This is a genomic window from Paenibacillus sp. LX16 (assembly GCF_036252815.1).
In the GTDB taxonomy this organism is placed as follows: domain Bacteria; phylum Bacillota; class Bacilli; order Paenibacillales; family Paenibacillaceae; genus Paenibacillus; species Paenibacillus polymyxa_B.
This window is the reverse complement of the sequence record NZ_CP141152.1, coordinates 2,667,021-2,687,500: the sequence shown is the minus strand read 5'-3', so window position 1 is coordinate 2,687,500 and position 20,480 is coordinate 2,667,021. Positions and strand designations below refer to the sequence as shown.

The window sequence follows — 20,480 nt, the reverse complement described above, 5'->3', positions numbered from 1 at the left end:
TCCATCCTCGCTAAACTCTGCATAGGCAATCTCGTCGATACTATCATATCCCTGCTTTCGCACTTTTGCTTTAATCTCTTCAATATCGATTGACTTCCCACGCATAGATTCGTTCAGGAGCTTTCCTTTATCAATGACTGTAACAGAAAAAAGATCAGACTGTGCATCTATTCCCATATCCTGAGCGGCGGGTGGCTCGTATTCGGGTTTGCGCATGACTGACAATGAACCATTTGTTTCTAGCGTGGCGTACCAGACCTCACGCAGAGAAAAAATATTTTGCTGACGTAGCATGGAGAGCAGCTGGGTAAATTCTATATCATATTTTTCAAGCATTTCTTGATTAACCTGTCCCTTATCCACAAGCAGCACTGTACGACCTTCCGCCATATAGCCAAATCTCACAAAACGGGTCGTCGCCTTTTCAAAAAAATAGGCCAGCGCGCACCATAGTGCCAAAGCAAACAAAAGCTGCCCAATGGTCACCTTATCGTCATATAACGTATTTCCTACAATTTCGCTTAACACCAATGAAGTTAGGAAATCGAGTGGTGTTAACTGACTGAGTGTTTTTCGACCTGTAATAAAAGTAATGATCCACAAGCCAAAAAAGCTGATGATCAATTTGACACCGATCGTAACAAATACCTCCATAAGTATGCCTCCCGAAAGAAGTTGTTTTCCTTATGTGCTATTTACACCTGTCTACCTCAGCATAAACAGAGGGGTATTCCTAAAATGTCCGATTAAAAAAGCCCGCTACCAACTAGAGGCAGCGAACTTTTTAATTACAGCTAGTATATAATCTTAATCAAAGGCAATATGCCAGCTCCCGTAATTTTGTGCATAGTGACATCATTGCCCGCTAGCTTGGACTCTGGAGTCATGATTATCTACTTTTCACAAGAAGCTGAATCGCTTCTTTAACCAGCTTATCCGTGTCTCCTCCCGCCTCTTGCTCTTCCAATATACATCGTTGCAGATTCTCTGCTACAATTTGGGCAATCGCTTTATCTGATGCGTTACGTACGGCAGATAACTGGCTAACGACGTCTTTGCACGATTTTCCTTCATCCATTAAACGAAGTACCCCACGCACCTGTCCCTCAATCCTCCTCAGGCGCGTTTTCAGTTCATCACTGTAATTGTAATCCATAAGTAATGCACTCCTTTTTTGACTTACCATATACACGTATAGGTATATTATAAACCAAAAAAATAAATAGGATACCCTAAATAAATAGGTTCACCTTGCCCTGCGAAGCATCCCCCAAGTAGGCGGCTACTCCAGCATATTCCAAACCGTCGATTAGCTCTTCTTGCTGCAGCCCTAACAAATCCATGGTCATGGTACAGGCGACGAGCTTGATCCCCTGCTCTCGTGCCAACTCTATAAGCTCCGGCAAGGAAAGCGCCTTGTGCTTTTTCATGACATGCTTGATCATCTGTGGACCAAGTCCGGCAAAATTCATTTTGGATAGTGCAAGCTTTTGGGGTCCACGAGGCATGATCCAGCCAAAGGCTTTTTCGAGTATTCCCTTATTGGTGCTCACGATTTCATCCTTGCGTAACGTGTTTAGCCCCCAAAAAGTAAAGAAAATAGTTACTTCATGATCATATGCTGCCGCTCCATTCGCAATAATGAATGCAGCAATCGCCTTATCCAGCTCCCCGCTGAATAATACAATCGTTGTTTTGGACTGAGCATGTTCTTGATTATTTGCATAAATTCCTGCTGTCGTACTCATATGGATTCGCTTCCTTTAGTCTCTCCAGCCCATTCGGATATGCCTGAAAGCACAGATTTGACTTTTTTAGCGCCTTTGGAAACTAATAACTGACAAGCCATTTCACTGCGTGCTCCAGCTTGACAAATCACTGCGATCTCTTCTTCCAAGTTCAGTTCAGAGAGTCTGTTCTCCAGTTCGCCAAGAGGGATGTGCTTAGATCCAGGGATATGTTTAAGCGCAAATTCAGCGGGTTCACGAACATCGAGCAAAATGAAGTTCTCTTTTCCCGAACATTTTGCTTGTAGCTCTTCATGGCTTATCGTAGAAGAAAATATTTGCTCCTTCTTCACTTCAGCCGGATTTGCTTTGCGTAAATAATGTCGCATTACATCTCCTTCTTGGAGAGTGCCCAAATATTGATGTCCGGTGTTTTTGGCCCAGCTCTGAAAATCGGCTAATGAACCTTTGTCAGTCGCCTGAACCTCCATAATCTTTCCGGGAACGAGCTCATTCATAGCCTTTTTTGTTTTTACTATAGGCATAGGACAAGCTAGCCCTTTGCAATCAAGAATATGATCTGCTTGGATATTGTTAGTTGATGACATTGTATAACCTCCGCCTGTTTTTTGAGGGGGCTTAGCTTAGTTAAATTTCTTTATACATATACCCCTATGGGTATAAGAATAACGAGACTCGCTTCTCTTGTCAACTTATTTGGCCGTTTTTCTCAGAAGCAAACGAAATCATGTCTTGAACAAAATAAAATTAAAAGCAAAAAAAGCCGCGCAAAAACGCGACTCTAATGCATATAACAAAATTAATCGTCTTTTTTCATCAGTTCTGGCAGATCCAGCGACATCGAAATATTACACAGCATACCTCTGGCGAGAAAAAGCATCGTTCTTTCCATTGCTTGTTCAATACCTGCCCGTCGGAAAGCATCATAAACCGTCATATGAATTTCACGGAATCCTTGCTGCATCACGCTTACGACCTCATCCTCGCGGATCGTCTGCGCCTGCATTTGCAAAAGTGTTTCATTGCGGTATTCCATCATAATTTGCGAATAGGCTGCAATTAGCTCTTGCTCGAGCTGTTCAGATGAGGCCGAATGAATGACCCTGTGAAAAGAGTCTATGATACGTGCAAATGAAACCTTCAGGGCTTCAACAAGCAACGCTTCCTTGGTAGCGAAAAAACGAAAGACATAGGGCTGAGAAATATTGGCCCGTTCCGCAACTTTGGCTGTTGTAGCTCGGTAGTAACCCATCTCTGCAAACACTTCAATAGCAGCAGATATGATTTCCTTTTGGCGATTTATAGATGTTGACGTAGCTTTAGCCATGTTTTTTTCATCCTTTTATTTAGCACAGTTTTCTGATTAGTGATTAATCAATTACAAGTCAGTATAAACGACATAACCTAAAAATGCAATGAGTTTAAACAAAGTCGCCTCCGCAATTCTGACGGAAACGACTCTGTTATATACATCCAATTATGGTGTTTTAGAGTTAAAATATAATCGGATATAATTGATCTTTTGCGTTTTGGTTTGATAGGAAAATACTAAATAATAACTAAGTCCTGATGTGTTGTTGATCGTATAATTAGCTTCTGCTGTGTCAGGTATGTCTCTAGAGGTGTCAACGGTTTCCGTAGGTTGGCCCAATTCGTCAACAACTTGTTTGATAAGCAACTTCTTATAGTCTGGATCGGAAGATGTAATTTCTGTAACTTTATCGCTTCCATCCAGCACGATGTCTGTATGATACTTAGCATAGCTTCTCATAGGACCTGTAGAACCTGACTCGGATTTCCCCCACAGCTCAAATAACAAATCGCTACTAGTTCCCAAGCCAAGACCTTTAGGCAAATTCGGTAAGGTCCCCTGCTTGGCTGCGCTGAATATAGCGGCTGCGGAGCTGTGTTTACCGTGAGATGAAGCTGTACTACTGGCAGGTTCTTGATGGGTAAAGGTTGAGCCTTGCCCATTAGTATTGAGATCCGTGTTTTGATCTGTAGAACTAGCAGGTGGTGTGACTGTTTCTGCTTTAGTAGGAGCAGTTGATTTTTCCTCCCCGCTATTGCTGCATCCTGTCATTACAGCAAAACCTATAGCCAATAAAGCACTAGTGGTGATTAGCTTGTAAGCCAACTTTTTACGATCATGAGATTGATGTGTATCCTTCATTATAAGATCACTCTTTCCTTGTTCTTGGGTACAAACCAAGTGTAACCGAACCTCGTTTCCGGAATACCTCTACTTGTTTCCAACTTGTAAACAAGGACATTGGTGATTTTCTAACATACCTATTTACGACCATAAGCTCCCAGCTGTTGTTTAGAAAAGGAGTAAGGAGAGTCACTCTTCTTCAACCATATATTCCCTTTAATGATAAAGATGTATACCGCAAAAACAAAGTAGATCGTACCCGCAATCCAGTCTATTGCCGTTGGGAGGTCTCGCTGTACTATTTCATGAATATACCAGATTCCGACTGGAACATGCAGGAGAAGTGCCGTAAACAAGCCAGGGTTATATAGGGTTTTTGCTTTAATATTGACAACGATGCCGTGCCAGACGACCTGAAAGAATCCCATAAAAACTGGTGCGAGTCCAAGCCAGACTACTTGCGGGAACCATACGGGGAGCAGATAAAACACATAGGCAATTGCCACATTGATAATCATCGCTGATTGAGTGTTTAAGGGGTAATGATCCGGTGTATCACTTTTAAACATAACATTGTTAAATAAACCAGCAAAATATCCAGGCCAGCGGTACTCCTCAAATTGATGAAATAATATAGCTACAAAACTCAACCATAACATGCCTGTTATATCCGAAAGGATAGCTGGATTCATAAGTAAAACAATACATACAACCACACCGATTATAGCCCCTGCATCTTGCCAATATTTTCTTAAAAAATTCATATTAGTCACCCCTATGATTTATTTTTGATCAAAATATCTTTCGAACAGCAGATTTAATTGTTCCTCTATTGAAGGTATTTCCACAACTGCCCCTGATTCAAGAATCGGACTCATCAGTGCGGGCAGAAAAATAGCTCCGAATATTTGCAGCATCATCGCTAACAAGCGCTCCGGCTGTTGCTCGCCTGTCAGCTCCTTGATCGTGTTCTGAACCTTTGGAAATCCCATGATGTTTAAAAACCTTCCGTATTCCTGTTGAGATGTAAAGGGCGTGCTGCCCATGGCAATAATTCGCGAAAGAAGCTCTGGATATTGACGAATGACCTGCAGATAGTTAAGTAAAAATTGTTTCAGTCTGTCTTGAGGGGGCATCGCTGTATTGTCCAAAATAGAAAAGGTGTGCTGAAAGCCATTTAATATCACTTCAATAGCTTCACTAAGCAGATTTTCCTTAGAGCCAAAATAATAATTAACTAAAGAAATATTAGTAGCAGACAGGTCGGCAATTTTTCTGATTGTAACCGCCTCAAAACCTTCCTTTTGAATAAATTCCAGCGCAGCGTCTAAGATTTTTTCTTTGGTTTGTTGTTTTTTGTCTGGGTGATTCATGTTTTTCCTCCTCCTGTTTCGTCCAATCATAACGGATGAATGAAATGGGACGATTTTATGTAAATGACTTTTCAAACAGTAATTAAAACATTGTTTAAATTACTGTTTGAACTCAGTTTAGCACTTTATATTTCACAAAACAAGCAGCAATTTGAGATTTAGGGAATAAAAAAACCCGCATAACGAATCAGATCGTTTGCGGGTCGATTGAATGGAGATTGAAAAAAGGCCTAAATAGCCCAATTTCCTTTGCGGAACACGGCTTCTTTGCTTCCGTCTTGCAGTTCGCCGTCAATATCCAGCTCAGCTGAGCCGATCATGAAGTCCACATGAGTCAGGCTGACATTGGCACCGTTCTGGAGCAGCTCCTCCCGGTTCATTTGTGTCCCATTTTCCATATTAAATGGATACGCACTGCCTAGAGCCAAGTGGCAGGAGGCATTTTCGTCGATACCTGTATTATAAAAAATGCGATTGAGATTGGAAATCGGTGAATCGTGCGGTACCAGTGCAACTTCTCCCAAATAGCTGGCCCCTTCATCCGTAGCGAGCAAATGAGTCAGATGTTGCTCGCCGGATTCTGCTGTATATTCAGTGACTTTACCGTCCTTAAAGGTAAACGTTATGCGATCTACCAGTTGTCCATTTAAATTGAGTGGCATGGTACTTGTGACATGACCATTGACACCTGTACGCTTAGGCATCGTGAACACTTCTTCTGTCGGCATATTCGCGACAAAGTAATCTCCGCGCTCGTTCTCACCACCACCGCTGCACCAAATATGCCCGTCAGCCAGTTCAATCCTCAAATCTGTTCCTGGTGCACGATAATGGAGGCTTTTATACTTTTTATGATTCAGCTTGTCTTGTACCTGTTCAAGGTTTTTCAAATGTTTCTGCCAATTCTGAATAGGATCAGAGCCATCTACACGATTCATTTGGAAAATTGTATCCCACATGACACGTATACGATCCTCTTCTGCTACATCTGCAAATACTTTATCGGCCCAAGCCTTCGTCGGCGCTTTAATCAAACACCAGCTAATTTTATGATTTCGGGTATATTTGGAAAAACCTTCTCTCGCCGTAGCCGCCGCCTTAGTCGCACGAGAAACCTTTTGTGGATCAATGCCTTGATATAAATCCGGGTTCGGCACTTTAATCGTTAGTGTAGCTCCACCCTCTTCGGCAAATCTCTCCATCATTTCTGCCTTCCAAGCAGGGTAGTAATCAAAGCTGGCTTCGTCACCATGTTCAAAACGACTACGTGTAATGGAATCATCCTCGAACTCTACCTGTACATATTTAGCGCCTGCTTCATAGGCTTTGCTGACAATCAGGCGTGTAAACTCAACAGTTTCCAGTGGTGCAGTTACCAAAAACGCCTGTCCGGGCTGAATATTAACCCCTACTCTTACGACCAGTTCTGCGTATTGCTCCAACAATGATTCAAATGTACTCATTTTTCCACGCTCCTGTTCCGTTTTGATTATATTGAATGATTTCATCACTACAGTACGGATTGCTTCTCCATTTCACGTAGCTCCACTCTTCGTATTTTGCCCGAGCTAGTTTTAGGAAGCTCTTGAATAAACTCTATTTTTCGTGGATATTTATAAGGCGCCGTCCATGTTTTCACATGATGTTGCAGTTCCTTCACTAACGCCGGTGATCCTTCTACCCCAGCTTTGAGTACGACAAAAGCTTTTACAACATGTCCACGGATTTCGTCAGGGCTGGCTACGGCAGCACATTCCTGCACGGAGTCATGCTTCATAAGCGCTTCCTCTACTTCAAAAGGACCAATAGTATAGCCAGAACTGATAATGATATCATCACCACGTCCTTCGAACCAGAAATATCCATCCTCATCTTTGCGAGCCCGGTCTCCCGTAACAAAATAATCTCCGTGGACACTAGCTAATTTTCGTTCTGGATCATGGTAATACGTATGGAATAATGCCGGCAGATCAGCGCGTACCGCAATATCGCCCACTTGCCCCGGAGCCAGCGGAATGCCATCCTCGTCTACGACCTCAACGAGTCCCGGTGCAATAGATTTGCCCATCGAGCCTGTACGCAGAGGTGCATCCTTTAAATTACCAATAATTAATGTGCTCTCCGTTTGACCGTAGCCGTCACGAATCGTAATGTTGAACTGCTCCTGAAACTTATTAATGACCTCCTGATTGAGAGGCTCTCCCGCTGAAACTGCGCTGCGCAATTGGGATAGATCATATTGATCCAAACCATCCGTTTTCGCCATAATCCGATATTCTGTCGGCGTACAGCACAACACTTGGATTCCGTACTGCTGCATGAAACGCAAATAGCGACCCGGACGAAACGCACCATTATATACGAATCCGGTCGCTCCATTCCCCAGTACAGATAAAAACGGACTCCAAATCCACTTTTGCCACCCTGGTGCAGCTGTAGCCCATACTACGTCTGAAGCTCTAATATCCAACCATGGTGATGTTATCCGCAGATGGGCATATCCCCAGCCATGGCTATGTACAACACCTTTAGGATTTCCCGTAGTGCCCGAAGTATAGGCCAGAATGGCCATGTCGTCACGGTGTGTCTTTACAGCTTCAAAAGTATCTTCCTGTCCATCCATCAGTTCATTCAGCACGAGCCAGCCAGATACATCTGCCGTGTCGTCCCCAGAGACCACGATACGATAATCCAGAGCAGGCAAATCATCATTTATTTTGTCCACTTCACTTGTTACTCCCGTCCAGGCAATGACTGCGCGCGCTTCCGAATGGCGAAGACGATATGCAATATCCTTGGCACGTAGCATTTCTGAAGATGGAATGACAGCAAGCCCCAACTTCAAGCAAGCCAGATAAATTACATACGCAATAATACGCCGTGGTACTACGACCAGAACCCTATCACCTTTGTTAAATCCCAGATTTGCGAGTCCTCCAGCCAACCGGTTAGCCTTTTTCAACAGCTCTCCGTAGGTGATTTCTTCGTATTCTCCTGTCTCACTCAGCCACTTGAGTGCAGTTTTACCAGCATCATGGTGTTCCATTTCCGAAGTCATATTGTAATATTCAGGCGCAAGCCATTGTTGTTGATCTGTCAAATTATACCTTCCCCTTTATACATAAGATGAGATCCACTTTCTTACTGTAGTATAGCACGTCTTAGTACCAGGTTCTAATACCAGAATCATTTTTTTGGAAAAAAATAAATTTGATAAAGCGAACGGTAAAGAAAAAGAGCCTGAAATCAGGCTCTTTTTCTTTACCGCTATCGTGATTCTACAACTGGAGTTCTACCATTGTAAAAGCTGCTTCCTGTCCGTTTACGAGCAGCGCAATCCGGTGTTCTCCCGCATAATGGCGACGAGTTGTCAGGTCTGCGAAACGGTGTGTCCGTGTACCTGTAAGACGGGTTCCTCCGGGGACCGTTTTGTCAGATAGCAAAAACAGTTTACGTGAGACTTGTCCTCTCGCCTTCACAAAATCGATGCCGTACTCGATACGGACTCGTACTGGGTCACCCTCTCGAAGCTGAAGCGCGTAGCTCAACTCACAGCTATCACCGAGCTTTAACACAGCCGGATCGGCGGTAAAAGACGCTTCGGTGACTAACGGTGATCCGTTCGTTTCTTCGGCATAACCGAACAGCGCCATCACCTCGGGAATGGATTTGCGAATCAAAGTCCGGCAGCCGTGACGTACAATCCATTCCGTATCAGGGTGTGTGCCTTTCCACCGCCTAGCCGTCGCGATAACCGTATCGGGGTGATCCTTGGCGATGTCGTTCAGATTATTGGCTACACTTTTACGTACATATAGTGACGGATCTGCTTTCAACAGTTCCAGCACGGCCAATACCGGAGCGGGATCGCGCTTGAATATGGGCAACGCCTGCCCCCACGGCAGCCGTGGACGGCAGCCTTCGCTGGCAAGACGGCGAACGTGTTCACTTTGATGTCCCGCCCAGGCCGTCATCTGCTGCATCATCCGTTCCGGTTCACGCAGGAGGAAAGGTCTTACGGCGAACTCCGCAGATGATCTAGATGTGAATCGCTCCAGCGCCTTCATGGACAGGTCCCAATGCCCTTCTCCCTGCCCATACACCTCCACAAAATCGGGGAAAAACAAGTACGGAAAACCACTGCACTGCTCGTCTATAGCAAAAAGAATATCCAGAGCTTCTTCATAATTGCTGGGCAAAAATGCCCCTAATGTAAACGAAATACGCCGTATTCGTTCTTTTAGCTCCAGTTCATCCCATTTTTCATCCATCACTTGATGGATGAATCCGTTGGTATCGAACGGCATGTACGCAGACTGTACTTTTTCACCGAATAGTTGAAGAAAATTCTCCGTGTACATATTTTTTAGGGGCTCGGCCATTATATATCTCCTTTAATATGTGAATGTAAACTACGAATGATATCTTCGTCTATGATAACCACAAACGGCGCCCCAACACCAGCACAAAAATGGTCAGCCTTATCATGGCGAGGCCAGACATACTAAAAATGCCAGGTTCTATGATGAGAACCTGGCATTGGCATGCGTGGCTTATGAATTGTGGGAAGGGGCAACTCTTCCAATCTCCCCAGAAGGAATCTGATACTGGCGGATATCCTTAACCAGAAACATAATCAATCCGCACAATACAGTAATCAGTCCGCTGAAAAAAAGGACCTCACCCAGAGCAAAACGTAAAGCTAACGCGCCACCAATCAAGGCCCCTAATGGCAGAGCCGCGCTCGACAAGGTGTTTAGAAAGGCTGTAACACGTCCCAGTAACGGCAGCGGTGTAATAATTTGAATCAAAGACGTTTGCAGTACATTGATGATGCCTGTAAAAATGCCTAATAACAGAGCTGCCAGCAGCTTCATCCACATCTCTGGCACAATGGAAAACACATAGATTGCCAGCCCCATGGCTACCCAGGAAACCGCGATGGTAATGCCGTTCTTTTTTAATACGCTGACCAGAAAGGAACCGATAAAAATACCGATAAAATAGGCTACATACAAAAAGCTATAATAGATCGGTGAGCCATAGGATACAGCGATGGAAGGCATGGCAATCACCAAGATCGCCATCGAAAAGTTCGTCAGAGCAAAGAACGGAAGCATAATTCTCAGGAAGGTGTGCCGTTTTACAAAAAGATATCCTTCTTTCAACTCCTTCAGATAGTACCCGAGCTTCAGTGAACCCCTACCGTTAGTGTCTTCCACCGCAGGAGCATCGATTTGCTTGTTGAGCCTGACATACACCAAGCCTGCCAGAAACAGCATCGCGCTGGCTAGAAAAAACGTGTTTTTCATCCCCATTGCGATGATGAGCGAAGCTCCAGCCAGATATCCGGCAATATTAATAACCTGATCCGTCGACGAAATCATGGAATTCGCCCGGACAATCAAATCCGGCGAGCCTACCAATTGCGGCAGCATTTTACTGTTGGCCGGATAAAAGAGTGTGGAGAAGCAGGATGCAATGAATACAATAACAAGGATAGCGACCAGATTGACCATCCCGTCCTGAATGAGAAACGGGACGGCCAAAATGAGCACAGCCTGCGTAAACAAGGCGATGCTGGCCAACAAAGGCGGTGAATAACGGTCCACCAAAGGACCCACGAGAAAGCTGAAAATCGACGCCGCAGATACGGCCGTATACGTGAAGCTGGTCATCGCCACCGACTGTGTCGATTGCTGAACAAAATACAGCAGGACGATAGAATAAATGCTGTCTGCGATATTGGCAGAAGTACGAGATGCAAAAAAACGGATAAAATGACTATCCTTAAACAATTGATTCACATCTTCATCTCCTTACTGCGAAATGGTCAAAGCGTTTAAAAGCCTGTCACTAGCAGCCTGGAAGATTTGATGGATATACTGGTCGTTCTCATGATATGGAATGGTAAGTGAGATTTTCAGAATATCCCCTACATGCTCTGACTCAAAGAAAATAACCTTGTTGACATTGGCCTGTGTGCCTTCGGTATGCAGATTGTCGAGCAATTCTGCATCCTCTCGTCCCTCACCCAAATAGTTGAATACGATAGGCAGCTGTTCAAGTCCTTTTTTCAAAATGCTGCTGGATATCGGGTAAGCTTTCTCCATTTCAGCATTGAAGATCAGATTGAAAAAGTTCAAATGATAGCGTGAAGCAAAGCCCAGGTGGGTATGGATACTCTTTTCATAGGATTCAGTATCATCTTCCTGCAGTACAACGGGTATATGATCAATACACTCGCCTACGGTTCCAAAATAGTTTCGGTCGCCATATTGTCTTCCATAATTAGTAAGCCAAAGCGGGACATCAGAGAGTTGGAAATAGCTGCTGAAAAAACGTACAGCCATTTGAAGCGAAATATCCCACATATTCGCAGCGCCGTGCTGCTCTGAAATGTCGCTTAAATTCAGCTCCCAACGATATCTGGTAGTGTCCGCATAGTTGCGTTCTTCGGTCAGCACATGGATACGATCATTATTCTCACCAAACGTCTGGAGTTTGAATTGCTCGCTGATTTCCTGATCCCCGATTCCTTGAGGGCCTTGGCGGATATGGTTTACATATTCCCGGTATTGCACCTCTTCTGTCGCATGTGCCGTCTTCTGCGGACGATGATATTCATCAAGGAGTTGTCTGCGCAGGATGTCACTGCTCGTAGCATCAAAAATGATGTGCGAGCAAGGGAGCAATAGCAGATGTTCCCGCAAATTTAAGCGAATCAGGACGATCCGGTACTGCAGCGACTGTGTAAGTTCATAAGGTTCTAAAAATAGCTTAGAGGCAATGGAAGAAAGAAGCCTGCGTTGTGCTTGTACCGGCTGACCGGAGAGATCAACAGTCGGTAAAAAAAGATGCTCTGGAGCTGGACGCAACTCCCATTCCCATGCTCCGGACGATTGAACAAGTACGCTTCTTAGCAATTCATGGCGTTGAAGAAGCCGCTGAATCGTTACAGTCAAACGCTCGGTGTTCAAGTAGCTATCTAACTGCACAGCCATACCCGAGCCTGTAAAATGTTGCAAATGGTAATGCTGAGCTGGTGCAAGCGGATAGCGTCCAATAGCATTCAGACTTAGTATATTGGTATTCCAGTCTGTATTTAACTTAGCAATGCTGGCAAGCCATACATCGGCCTGTTGTTTAAGCAAGGTTTCTTGTTCTTCGTTTATCGGTATAGCTCCGAGAATTCTATCTGGTTCGTCGGTTCCCCAGCGGACGATATAATGCGGGTACAGGTCTGGATGGATACGAGATTGGATAAATTCTGAGATTGCCTGAACTTGTTCTGCGTGAAAAGGCTCCACTTGCAGGAACAAATAGTTTTGCTTATCGGTGGATACGAACTGAAGTAAGACCTGTACACCAAACGCTTCTGTAATAGCCCGCTCAACCTCCTGAGCTTTCGCAATGAGCGTATCCGCGTTCACTCCGCCCTCTTCACCACGTTGTAAAAGATCAGACAACCTTCTTATCGTCTGATATTGAAGCAATTGATGTATATCCAGCGGAATGTTCGATTCCTGTACTTTGGATACCAGTTGAATGGCCTTCAATGAATGACCTCCAAGCTCGAAAAAGCCGTCGTCAATGCCGACCTTTTCAACGCCAAGCACTGCTTGCCACAGGTCCGCCAACTGTTGTTCCACTTCATTTCTTGGAGCAACGTATTCCATATCGGAACCGCTGGTCATTTCTGGCTCAGGCAAAGCTTGGCGGTCGATTTTACCGTTCGTTGTCAGAGGAAACGCTGGCAGGAACACATACTGGGCAGGAATCATATAATCCGGCAACTGGCCAGTCAGATGGGTCTTCATATCATTCTTAGATAGCAGTACGTCGGTTGAGATATAAGCACAGAGCGTTTTTTGACCATCGTTTGTTTTTTTTACCGCTACGTGCGCCTCCTGAACTGCATCATGCCTCATGAGCTGGGTTTCAACTTCCCCAGGTTCAATACGATATCCGCGGATTTTAACCTGCTGGTCAATCCGTCCGAGATACTCCAGATTGCCATCCGGTAGCCATCTGCCCAAATCACCTGTCCGATACATTTTTTCGCCCGGAATGAATGGATTAGGGACAAAATTTAGCTGGGTCAGATCATCCCTGTTCAGATAGCCACGTGCCAGACCATCCCCGCCAACACATATTTCTCCTTGAGCACCAATAGGCAGCAGCCTGCTTGAAGAGTCCAAAATATAAACAGTTGAATTGCCAATTGGACGACCAATAGGAATGCGATTATATTCCTTATCAATCGGGAAATAAGTAGAAAATGTTGTGTTTTCCGTCGGGCCATAGACGTTGATAATGTTCAGCCCCGGAGAATGTGCTCTCACTGTATTAATGATCCCAGGTAAAAGCACATCCCCGCCCACCAGCAGGTGCTCTAGCGAAGCAAAGAGATCTGGTTTATGCTGAGTGAGTTGGTTAAACAAGGGCGATGTCAGCCACATCGTTGTAATATGATATCGATTCAGCGCTTCACCAAGCTGAACGGCATCCAAGATTACGGATTCCGGTACAATGTACAAGCGCAATCCGTTCAGCAAAGCTCCCCAAATTTCAAAGGTACAGGCATCGAACACGAGCGCCCCGGTCAGCAAAATGCGTTCGTTCTCGGCAAATGGCATGTAATTGGTGTTCTTCACCAGCCGTATGACATTCCGGTGTTCAATCATGACACCCTTGGGACGCCCGGTCGAGCCGGATGTATACATGACATAGGCCAGATCGTCTGCCGTTGTCGATTCGAAAAAAATGAAGTCGTCGGAATTGTAGGAGCTGATGTCGGCCAGATCCAGAACAGTACCGGAAAAATCGAAAGTGTTTATCTGTTTTCCCTTGTCGGATAGGGTTAGCAGAATTTCGCTACCGCTATCCTGAAGCATAAACATAATCCGTTCCTGTGGATAAGAAGGCTCCAGTGGCAAGTAGGCTCCACCCGCCTTCAAAATACCAAGAATACCGATAATCATTTCTGGTGAACGTTCAGTCAAAATGCCTACGATGGTATCCGGCGTAACACCCAGTTTCCGCAGCTTCGAGGCCAGTTGATTAGCTTTTATATTTAATTCGCGGTAGGTTAGCTCACGATTTTCGAATACAATAGCTACTGCATCCGGTGTTTTCTCTGCCTGTTCTTCAAAGCCGTGATGTATGGTGTGGTCCGATGGATACGGTCTCCGTGTATCATTAAAATCAAACAAGAGCTGTTGTTTTTCCTCCGCTGTCAAAAGATCAATCTCCGAAACCCGGATATTTGGGTTTTGAATAACTTGCTCCATCATTTGGATGAGGTGAGCAGCCAATTGTTTGATCGCATTTTTGTTATACGTCAACGCGTTATAGCTAAATTTGATTTCCAGCTCTCGGCCAGGCATGACGATTACATTCAAATCATAATTGGTCTGTTCAATATCCTCTATTTCACCAACACGGAGGGCTTTAGGATTTTTTTCCAGGCCCGTAAGTTCTTCCGAAACGGGAAAGTTTTCAAAGGCGACAATATGCTGGATCAGGTTTTGTTTTAGTACACTATAAGCTTGAATATCAGCCAAGGAAAAATAGGAATACCGATTGGACTCCATCAAGGAATCCTGTATAGACGTAAGCAAGTCGGAAAACCGCAGGTCAGCGGAGCTTTTAACACGTACAGGTATGGTATTAATGAATAATCCGACCATATTTTCAATACCGGGGATTTCATCAGGTCTGCCCGATACGACAGACCCGAAAATGACGTCCTTACTGTTGTTATACGTTTGTAGTAATAAGCCCCAAACGGTTTGAAATAAGGTGCTGACAGTGACACGGTTTTGCTTGGCGATTTGTTCCATGCCTTGGGTCAGCTGCTCTCCCCATGTGCATATGAGTTGCTCTGCCTGAAGCGAAGGATCGACGGATCGAGTATAGCCGGGCACGACGGTTTCATTTTCAAAATCAGTCACATATTGTTTCCAGTATGCTGCTGCTTCCTCTTTATTTTGTCTTTCCAACCACTGAATAAAGCTGCTAAATGGATGGACAGGCTCTAATTTTAAAGGAGTATCGTCCCGAAGTGATGTGTAAATATCAAAAAAATCTTTGGCTACCGTCCGCAGGCACCAGCCGTCCATAATAATATGATGAGAGATCCAGATGAGCTTTGAGATGTCCTCATCCCACTGTACAAGCGCTAACCGGATGAGAACCCCCTTTTCCAGATCAAAACCTCTCTGCCGCTCTTCCTGTAAAATGGCTTGAAGTCGTCTGTGCTTTTCCGCATCCGGTAAACTACGCACATCTTCGGTATGGACAGGAGCAGCTAATCGTTCCTCCAGTACAACCTGAAGCGGACGATCCGTCTCCTTATACATGAATACCGTACGGAAAATATCATATCGGTCAATCAGCTTTTGTAAGCTTCGGCTGATTAGGTTGGTATCCATAGCTTCATGAATGGTAATAATCGTTTGTTCGAAATAAGCCTCTGACTTTTCATCAAGTATGGAATGAAATAGCATTCCCTCCTGCATCGGGGATAGCGGATAGAGGTCTTTAATTTTCACTTGGTGGTTTAACACCTTATTTGATAAGCGATTTGCAATATTTTCAAACTGGTCCAGAGACAATTGCCCATATGTAAAATCCGTCGGGCTTTGTTCTGCTGTATCCTTGGCACAGCAATGGCGAATAAGTTCGATCAGATGAGTCTTAAAGCTGGCTGTAAGTCGCTCCACCGTCGATGCTTCATATTCACGTCCGTTGTATTCGAATACAATGCGGAGTCTTTCGTCAGTCACCGCACCATGAATATCAAAGCTGGACGCTTTTTCAGTCAGAGGATTGATTTTAGTACCAGCAAACGTGGATAGTGGCGAGGTACGCCATGTCGTACCTTCTCTGGCTTCTCCGTCAAAGCTAAAGCTGATCTCAGGTGGCTTGGCAGAAAAAAGAGCTGCCCTATCCTGCTGCTCCCTGTCGGTCAAGTAGCGTAAAATGCCATAGCCGACACCCTTGTTGGGTACACGTCGCAAATTGTCCTTAACCAGCTTGATTTGATGGGCCAAATCTTCGGGCTTGCTCACATTTACCACAAACGGATACACGGACGTAAACCTGCCAACTGTACGGGATACGTCAATGTCTTTAATCAATTCCATCCTGCTATGACTTTCCACCTGAACTGCAATTTCAGCATGTCCGCTCCATTCCCGGTAAGCCAGTCCTAGCGCCGTCAGTAAAATATCATTTGTTTCTGTATTGTAAGCATGGTGCGCGTGTTTCAGCAGGTTTTCGGTTTCTTCCCGGCTGAGTGTCACTGCGGATCTGCGCCCGTCACGGATCAGGCTATCTGGAACCTCATGATCTTTTGGCAGCGAAAGTATTTCACGAGCTTCTACCGTATTCCAATAGCTGATTTCCTGACGCGCCAGTTCGCTTTGTGCATACTTGGACAGACGTGCTGCCCATTCTTTGTAGGAATCGGTCTTGGCGGGTAACTGTAGCTTTTCACCGTTAGCTAACTGTTGGTAGGTTGTTTCCAAGTCTTCCAGCAGGATTCTCCACGACACACTGTCTACGACAAGATGATGAATGACGATTAACAAATGATCGGCTTCCTGTAGCCGGATTAAAGCCAAACGCACAAGCGGGCCGTTACGCAAATCAAAACGGCTTTGTAACGCGTCAGTGAGCTGCGCGATTTCTTCCTCAGGCTGGTCAGCATGTGAAAAATCGTAGCTTTCCAATGTAAAGTGTTCACCTTCGGCTGTGCCTCTGTTATAGGCGACAGGTTTTTTTTCACGTTCATCAAAGGTCATGCGCAAGGCATCATGGTGCGTGGTCAGCTTGTCCACGGCGCTTCGCAGCCAGGTTTCGTTCCATCTTTCGGGGTTCTGGAGCATGACAGCCTGACTGTAATGATGACGTTCTGTTCGATGATGCTCAAAAAATTCCCATTGGATCGGTGTCAACTCCACTGTACCTTGTACCGCCCCCTGCGGGATGGCCCGAATTACTTTTTTTATATAAGGAGCAATCAAATCAATCTGCGGATGGCGGAACAAATCCTTCATGTCCATTTTGAGGCCCTTCGCGTTTAATCGGGCTGCGATTTGCAACGCTTTGATCGAATCGCCACCAAGCTCGAAAAAGTTGTTGCGCAGACCAATCGGCTTAACACCAATGACTTCCTCCCAGATGGAAGCGAGTGTTTGCTCCAGTTCGCTCTGCGGCGCTTCATACTCGACGTCGGTCAACACAAAATCTTCGGGTTCTGGAAGCGCACGTCGATCAATTTTACCGTTATGGGTCAAAGGCAATTGATCCAGCACGATAATATGTGCGGGCACCATATAGCTTGGCAACTGCTTGGCAAGCTCTGTCCGCAAGAAGGATTTGTCGGTTGTACCTGCTACGTAGGCGCACAAATACTTTTGTCCGGTTTTATCCGTTCTATCCGTGACCACCGCTTGGCGTACCTCATCCAATTGGAGTAAGGCCGACTCAATTTCACTAGGTTCGATCCGGTAGCCACGAATTTTCACCTGAAAGTCAATCCGACCGATGAAATCAATGTTGCCATCCGGCAGCCAGCGTGCCAGATCTCCGGTGCGGTACAGACGCTCTCCCTTTACAAAAGGATTCTGTACAAATTTCTCCGCCGTCAGGTCAGGACGGTTCAAATAACCGCGGGCCACAGAAGCGCCGCCCAAGCACAACTCCCCGGCTACGCCGACAGGGAGCGGACGCAAAGCCTCATCCACGATATATACTTTATGATTCGGCAGTGCCTTTCCAATGGGGACGATACCTGACGGAGGCAGACGTTCAGCTGTTTCTTCATAAAAACTGGAATCAATAGCCGCTTCGGTTACACCGTAGGTATTCATGATGCGCATTGTATCGCCGAAGTGATTCAAAAGCGTCCGGTAGTTTTCAACGCCAAAGCTGTCCGCGCCTGTAGTAAGCAGCTTCATGGCACTGATATCTGTACCGTGTTCATATACGTAGGCCATAAGCAGCGTCAACAAGGCTGGCGGAACTTCAAACGTCGTAATTTCATGCTGCTCGAGAACCTGGGCCAAAGCTGGAGGATCGTTGCGCACATCCTGCGGGCAGATGACCATGGTGCCCCCATTCACAAATGTCTTGGCCAGATCACCTGCAAAGACATCGAACGACATACTGGCAATCTGAAGGAGCTTGACTGGAAACTCTTTTAACTGGTGAGCTTCTCTATAGCCCCATGCCGTATTTACGTAATGGCGATGCTCGATCATCACGCCTTTGGCGTTGCCCGTCGTTCCTGACGTGTAAATGACGTAAGCCAAAGCCTCAGGATCATGGATAGGTGTGTAAATGGGCCCCTGTTGGTAGGCCTGCTCCGTTTGTGAAGCTTGTTGAAGTAAGGCTGGCAAGTCCAGCACTTCACTCGCAAAATCCACATCGGCCAATAGTTCAGTCAAGGAAGACTGCGTGAGCATAATCGTAGCTCCGCTGTCCTGAAGCATGTAAGCAATTCTTTCTTTCGGGTAGGTCGGATCGACAGGTACGTAGGCAGCTCCCGCCTTCATAATCCCTAACACAGCGATAATCATGTCTGCTGAACGCTCAAGCATCACGGCGACGAGATGTTCGCGTTGGACCCCGCGGTTTTGTAATACTTGAGCAAGCAGATTGGCCTGCTCATTCAGCTCATGATAGGTCAGTGCAGTATCTTCGTAGATGACAGCGGTCTGTTCCGGGATACGTTCTGCCTGTGCCTCAAATATTCCATGAAATGTTCCGGTAGGATAGTCGGCAATCGGTCCGCTCCATACATTGGTGAGTTCCGCCTCTTCTGTAGCGGTCAGCAGACGAATGTTCCGCAGCAGGAGTTCTGGTGTACGTGCAATCTGGACGAGTACATGCTCCAAATGCCCGGCTAACCGTGTCATCCCTTCATCGCTGTAGACATGGTTGTTGTAGGACAGCATAAAGCTCAGCGCTTTTCCGTCCTCCACTTCGATGTTGAAGTGATAAGGTGTTTCTTCGGACAGCTGGGCGTCCTCCATGACGAATCCAAGCCGTTCCTTCAGATCAGGCCGGCCAACCATATCCTCCAGCGGGTAGTTTTCAAATACAACAAAATGATCCATGAGTTGCTGCTTGAGCGCTGACTGGGACTGTATTTCAGCGAGTGAAAAATAGTCATATGCCCGTGATTGAACCACGCTGCGCTGCACTTCACGAAGCAGACCTGAGAATGGCAGATCTGCATCCAATTTGACTCGTACCGGTATTGTGTTAATGAAAAGTCCCAACATCTGTTCAACACCTTCAAGTTCCGGCGGTCGGCCGGAAACAACGGTGCCAAAGACGACGTCTTCACTTTGGTTGTATCCTCCAAGCACCACTCCCCATGCAGCCAGAAACAGACTGCTAAGGGTTGTTCCGTTGCGTTCAGCCACCGTCCGCAATTGACGGGTTGTTTCATCCGTGAGTGTTATTTTATGCTCATGCAGCAAGTACCCGGTATCTGGCTGGAGCGGATGGGCTATTGGCAGGGTTGGCAGCACAGCTGGCTGATCATAGTCGTTCAGGATGGACCGCCAGTATTCCTTCGCCGCCTCATTATCCTGCTTATCCAGCCAGCGGGCATAGCCAGTGTAGGGCTGCGGTGTTGGCAGTTGTACGGGCTTCCCCGCTTTCAGTGCTTCATAAGCCGCGAACAGCTCGTCCATAACGATGCCGAGGCACCAGCCGTCCATAATAATATGATGAAAGCTTAAAAGCAGCGTATATGCGTTCGTTTGGGTTTGAAGCACAGCCAGACGAATGAGCAAATCCTTGCTCAGATCGTAACGATGGTTTCGGTCTGCGTCTGCGTAGCTGCGAATGGCCTTTGCTTGCTCTGCCTCGGGAATATTCGTCAGATTCTCGTAACGAAGCGTTGGATTTCGCTCCTTAAACACGATGAGCCGCGAACGGGAAGCACTTTTATGATAAATATTCGAACGAAGCGTTTCGTGACGCTGCACCAGAGTCTCGAAGCTCTTTTGCAGAGCCTCCAGGTTCAGTTCACCCCGGATGGTCATTCGTACTTGCTCATAGTACGCCTGTGATTCCGGCTCCATCACTGTATGAAAGAGCATCCCCTCCTGCAAAGGCGTTAAATTGGCCACTTTTTCGATTTCAAGCCTTTTACTCATCGGATTTCCCCCTCAATCGAAT

13 protein-coding genes (1 of these 13 only partly in view) are annotated in these 20,480 nt (G+C 45.8%); all 13 read right to left on the bottom strand.

The window, feature by feature from the left end; all coding sequences use genetic code 11:
• On the bottom strand, positions 1-654 hold the 5' portion of the coding sequence (locus T3H97_RS12030; protein ID WP_328802658.1) for a DUF421 domain-containing protein. The gene continues 60 nt to the left of window position 1, outside the view; only the first 654 of its 714 coding nucleotides appear in the window; it begins with the start codon at positions 652-654; its stop codon lies off the left edge, out of view.
• A gap of 235 nt (positions 655-889) precedes the next feature.
• Positions 890-1,156: a metal-sensitive transcriptional regulator gene (locus tag T3H97_RS12025; RefSeq protein WP_013310304.1), complete on the bottom strand. Its 267-nt coding sequence runs from the start codon at positions 1,154-1,156 to the stop codon at positions 890-892.
• 76 nt (positions 1,157-1,232) lie between these two features.
• On the bottom strand, positions 1,233-1,748 hold the full coding sequence (locus T3H97_RS12020) for a DsrE/DsrF/DrsH-like family protein (RefSeq protein ID WP_328802657.1): 516 nt from the start codon (positions 1,746-1,748) through the stop codon (positions 1,233-1,235).
• Positions 1,745-2,335 (bottom strand): sulfurtransferase TusA family protein, encoded by a 591-nt coding sequence (locus T3H97_RS12015; protein ID WP_328802656.1) that lies wholly within the window; start codon positions 2,333-2,335, stop codon positions 1,745-1,747. The genes T3H97_RS12020 and T3H97_RS12015 overlap by 4 nt, the downstream gene beginning before the upstream one ends.
• Positions 2,336-2,547: 212 nt before the next feature.
• On the bottom strand, positions 2,548-3,075 hold the full coding sequence (locus T3H97_RS12010; protein WP_328802655.1) for a TetR/AcrR family transcriptional regulator: 528 nt from the start codon (positions 3,073-3,075) through the stop codon (positions 2,548-2,550).
• Between the two features lie 150 nt (positions 3,076-3,225).
• Positions 3,226-3,921: a DUF4309 domain-containing protein gene (locus T3H97_RS12005; RefSeq protein ID WP_328802654.1), complete on the bottom strand. Its 696-nt coding sequence runs from the start codon at positions 3,919-3,921 to the stop codon at positions 3,226-3,228.
• Positions 3,922-4,040: 119 nt separating this feature from the next.
• The gene (locus T3H97_RS12000) at positions 4,041-4,667 is read right to left on the bottom strand and encodes an HXXEE domain-containing protein (protein WP_103050192.1); all 627 of its coding nucleotides are present in this window, start codon (positions 4,665-4,667) and stop codon (positions 4,041-4,043) included.
• 18 nt (positions 4,668-4,685) lie between these two features.
• A complete protein-coding gene (locus T3H97_RS11995) occupies positions 4,686-5,276 on the bottom strand; it encodes a TetR/AcrR family transcriptional regulator (protein ID WP_328802653.1) in 591 nt (196 codons plus the stop codon).
• 230 nt (positions 5,277-5,506) lie between these two features.
• Positions 5,507-6,739, bottom strand: coding sequence for an aminopeptidase (locus T3H97_RS11990; protein ID WP_328802652.1), 1,233 nt, complete (start codon positions 6,737-6,739; stop codon positions 5,507-5,509).
• A gap of 47 nt (positions 6,740-6,786) precedes the next feature.
• Positions 6,787-8,376, bottom strand: a complete 1,590-nt coding sequence (locus T3H97_RS11985) for an acetate--CoA ligase (RefSeq protein WP_328802651.1) — start codon at positions 8,374-8,376, stop codon at positions 6,787-6,789.
• Positions 8,377-8,554: 178 nt separating this feature from the next.
• Positions 8,555-9,658, bottom strand: coding sequence for a DNA alkylation repair protein (locus T3H97_RS11980; RefSeq protein ID WP_328802650.1), 1,104 nt, complete (start codon positions 9,656-9,658; stop codon positions 8,555-8,557).
• 171 nt (positions 9,659-9,829) lie between these two features.
• Entirely contained in the window at positions 9,830-11,083 is a 1,254-nt protein-coding gene (locus T3H97_RS11975) for an MFS transporter (protein WP_328802649.1), read from the bottom strand.
• Positions 11,084-11,095: 12 nt separating this feature from the next.
• Positions 11,096-20,458, bottom strand: coding sequence for a non-ribosomal peptide synthetase (locus T3H97_RS11970; protein WP_328802648.1), 9,363 nt, complete (start codon positions 20,456-20,458; stop codon positions 11,096-11,098).
• Positions 20,459-20,480 lie beyond the last annotated feature (22 nt).

Coding starts and splice junctions, on each gene's coding strand:
- T3H97_RS12025 (WP_013310304.1), bottom strand. CDS start 1,156: ATGGATTACAATTACAGTGATGAACTGAAAACGCGCCTGAGGAGGATT.
- T3H97_RS12005 (WP_328802654.1), bottom strand. CDS start 3,921: ATGAAGGATACACATCAATCTCATGATCGTAAAAAGTTGGCTTACAAG.
- T3H97_RS11970 (WP_328802648.1), bottom strand. CDS start 20,458: ATGAGTAAAAGGCTTGAAATCGAAAAAGTGGCCAATTTAACGCCTTTG.
- T3H97_RS12020 (WP_328802657.1), bottom strand. CDS start 1,748: ATGAGTACGACAGCAGGAATTTATGCAAATAATCAAGAACATGCTCAG.
- T3H97_RS11990 (WP_328802652.1), bottom strand. CDS start 6,739: ATGAGTACATTTGAATCATTGTTGGAGCAATACGCAGAACTGGTCGTA.
- T3H97_RS11995 (WP_328802653.1), bottom strand. CDS start 5,276: ATGAATCACCCAGACAAAAAACAACAAACCAAAGAAAAAATCTTAGAC.
- T3H97_RS12015 (WP_328802656.1), bottom strand. CDS start 2,335: ATGTCATCAACTAACAATATCCAAGCAGATCATATTCTTGATTGCAAA.
- T3H97_RS12000 (WP_103050192.1), bottom strand. CDS start 4,667: ATGAATTTTTTAAGAAAATATTGGCAAGATGCAGGGGCTATAATCGGT.
- T3H97_RS12010 (WP_328802655.1), bottom strand. CDS start 3,075: ATGGCTAAAGCTACGTCAACATCTATAAATCGCCAAAAGGAAATCATA.
- T3H97_RS11980 (WP_328802650.1), bottom strand. CDS start 9,658: ATGGCCGAGCCCCTAAAAAATATGTACACGGAGAATTTTCTTCAACTA.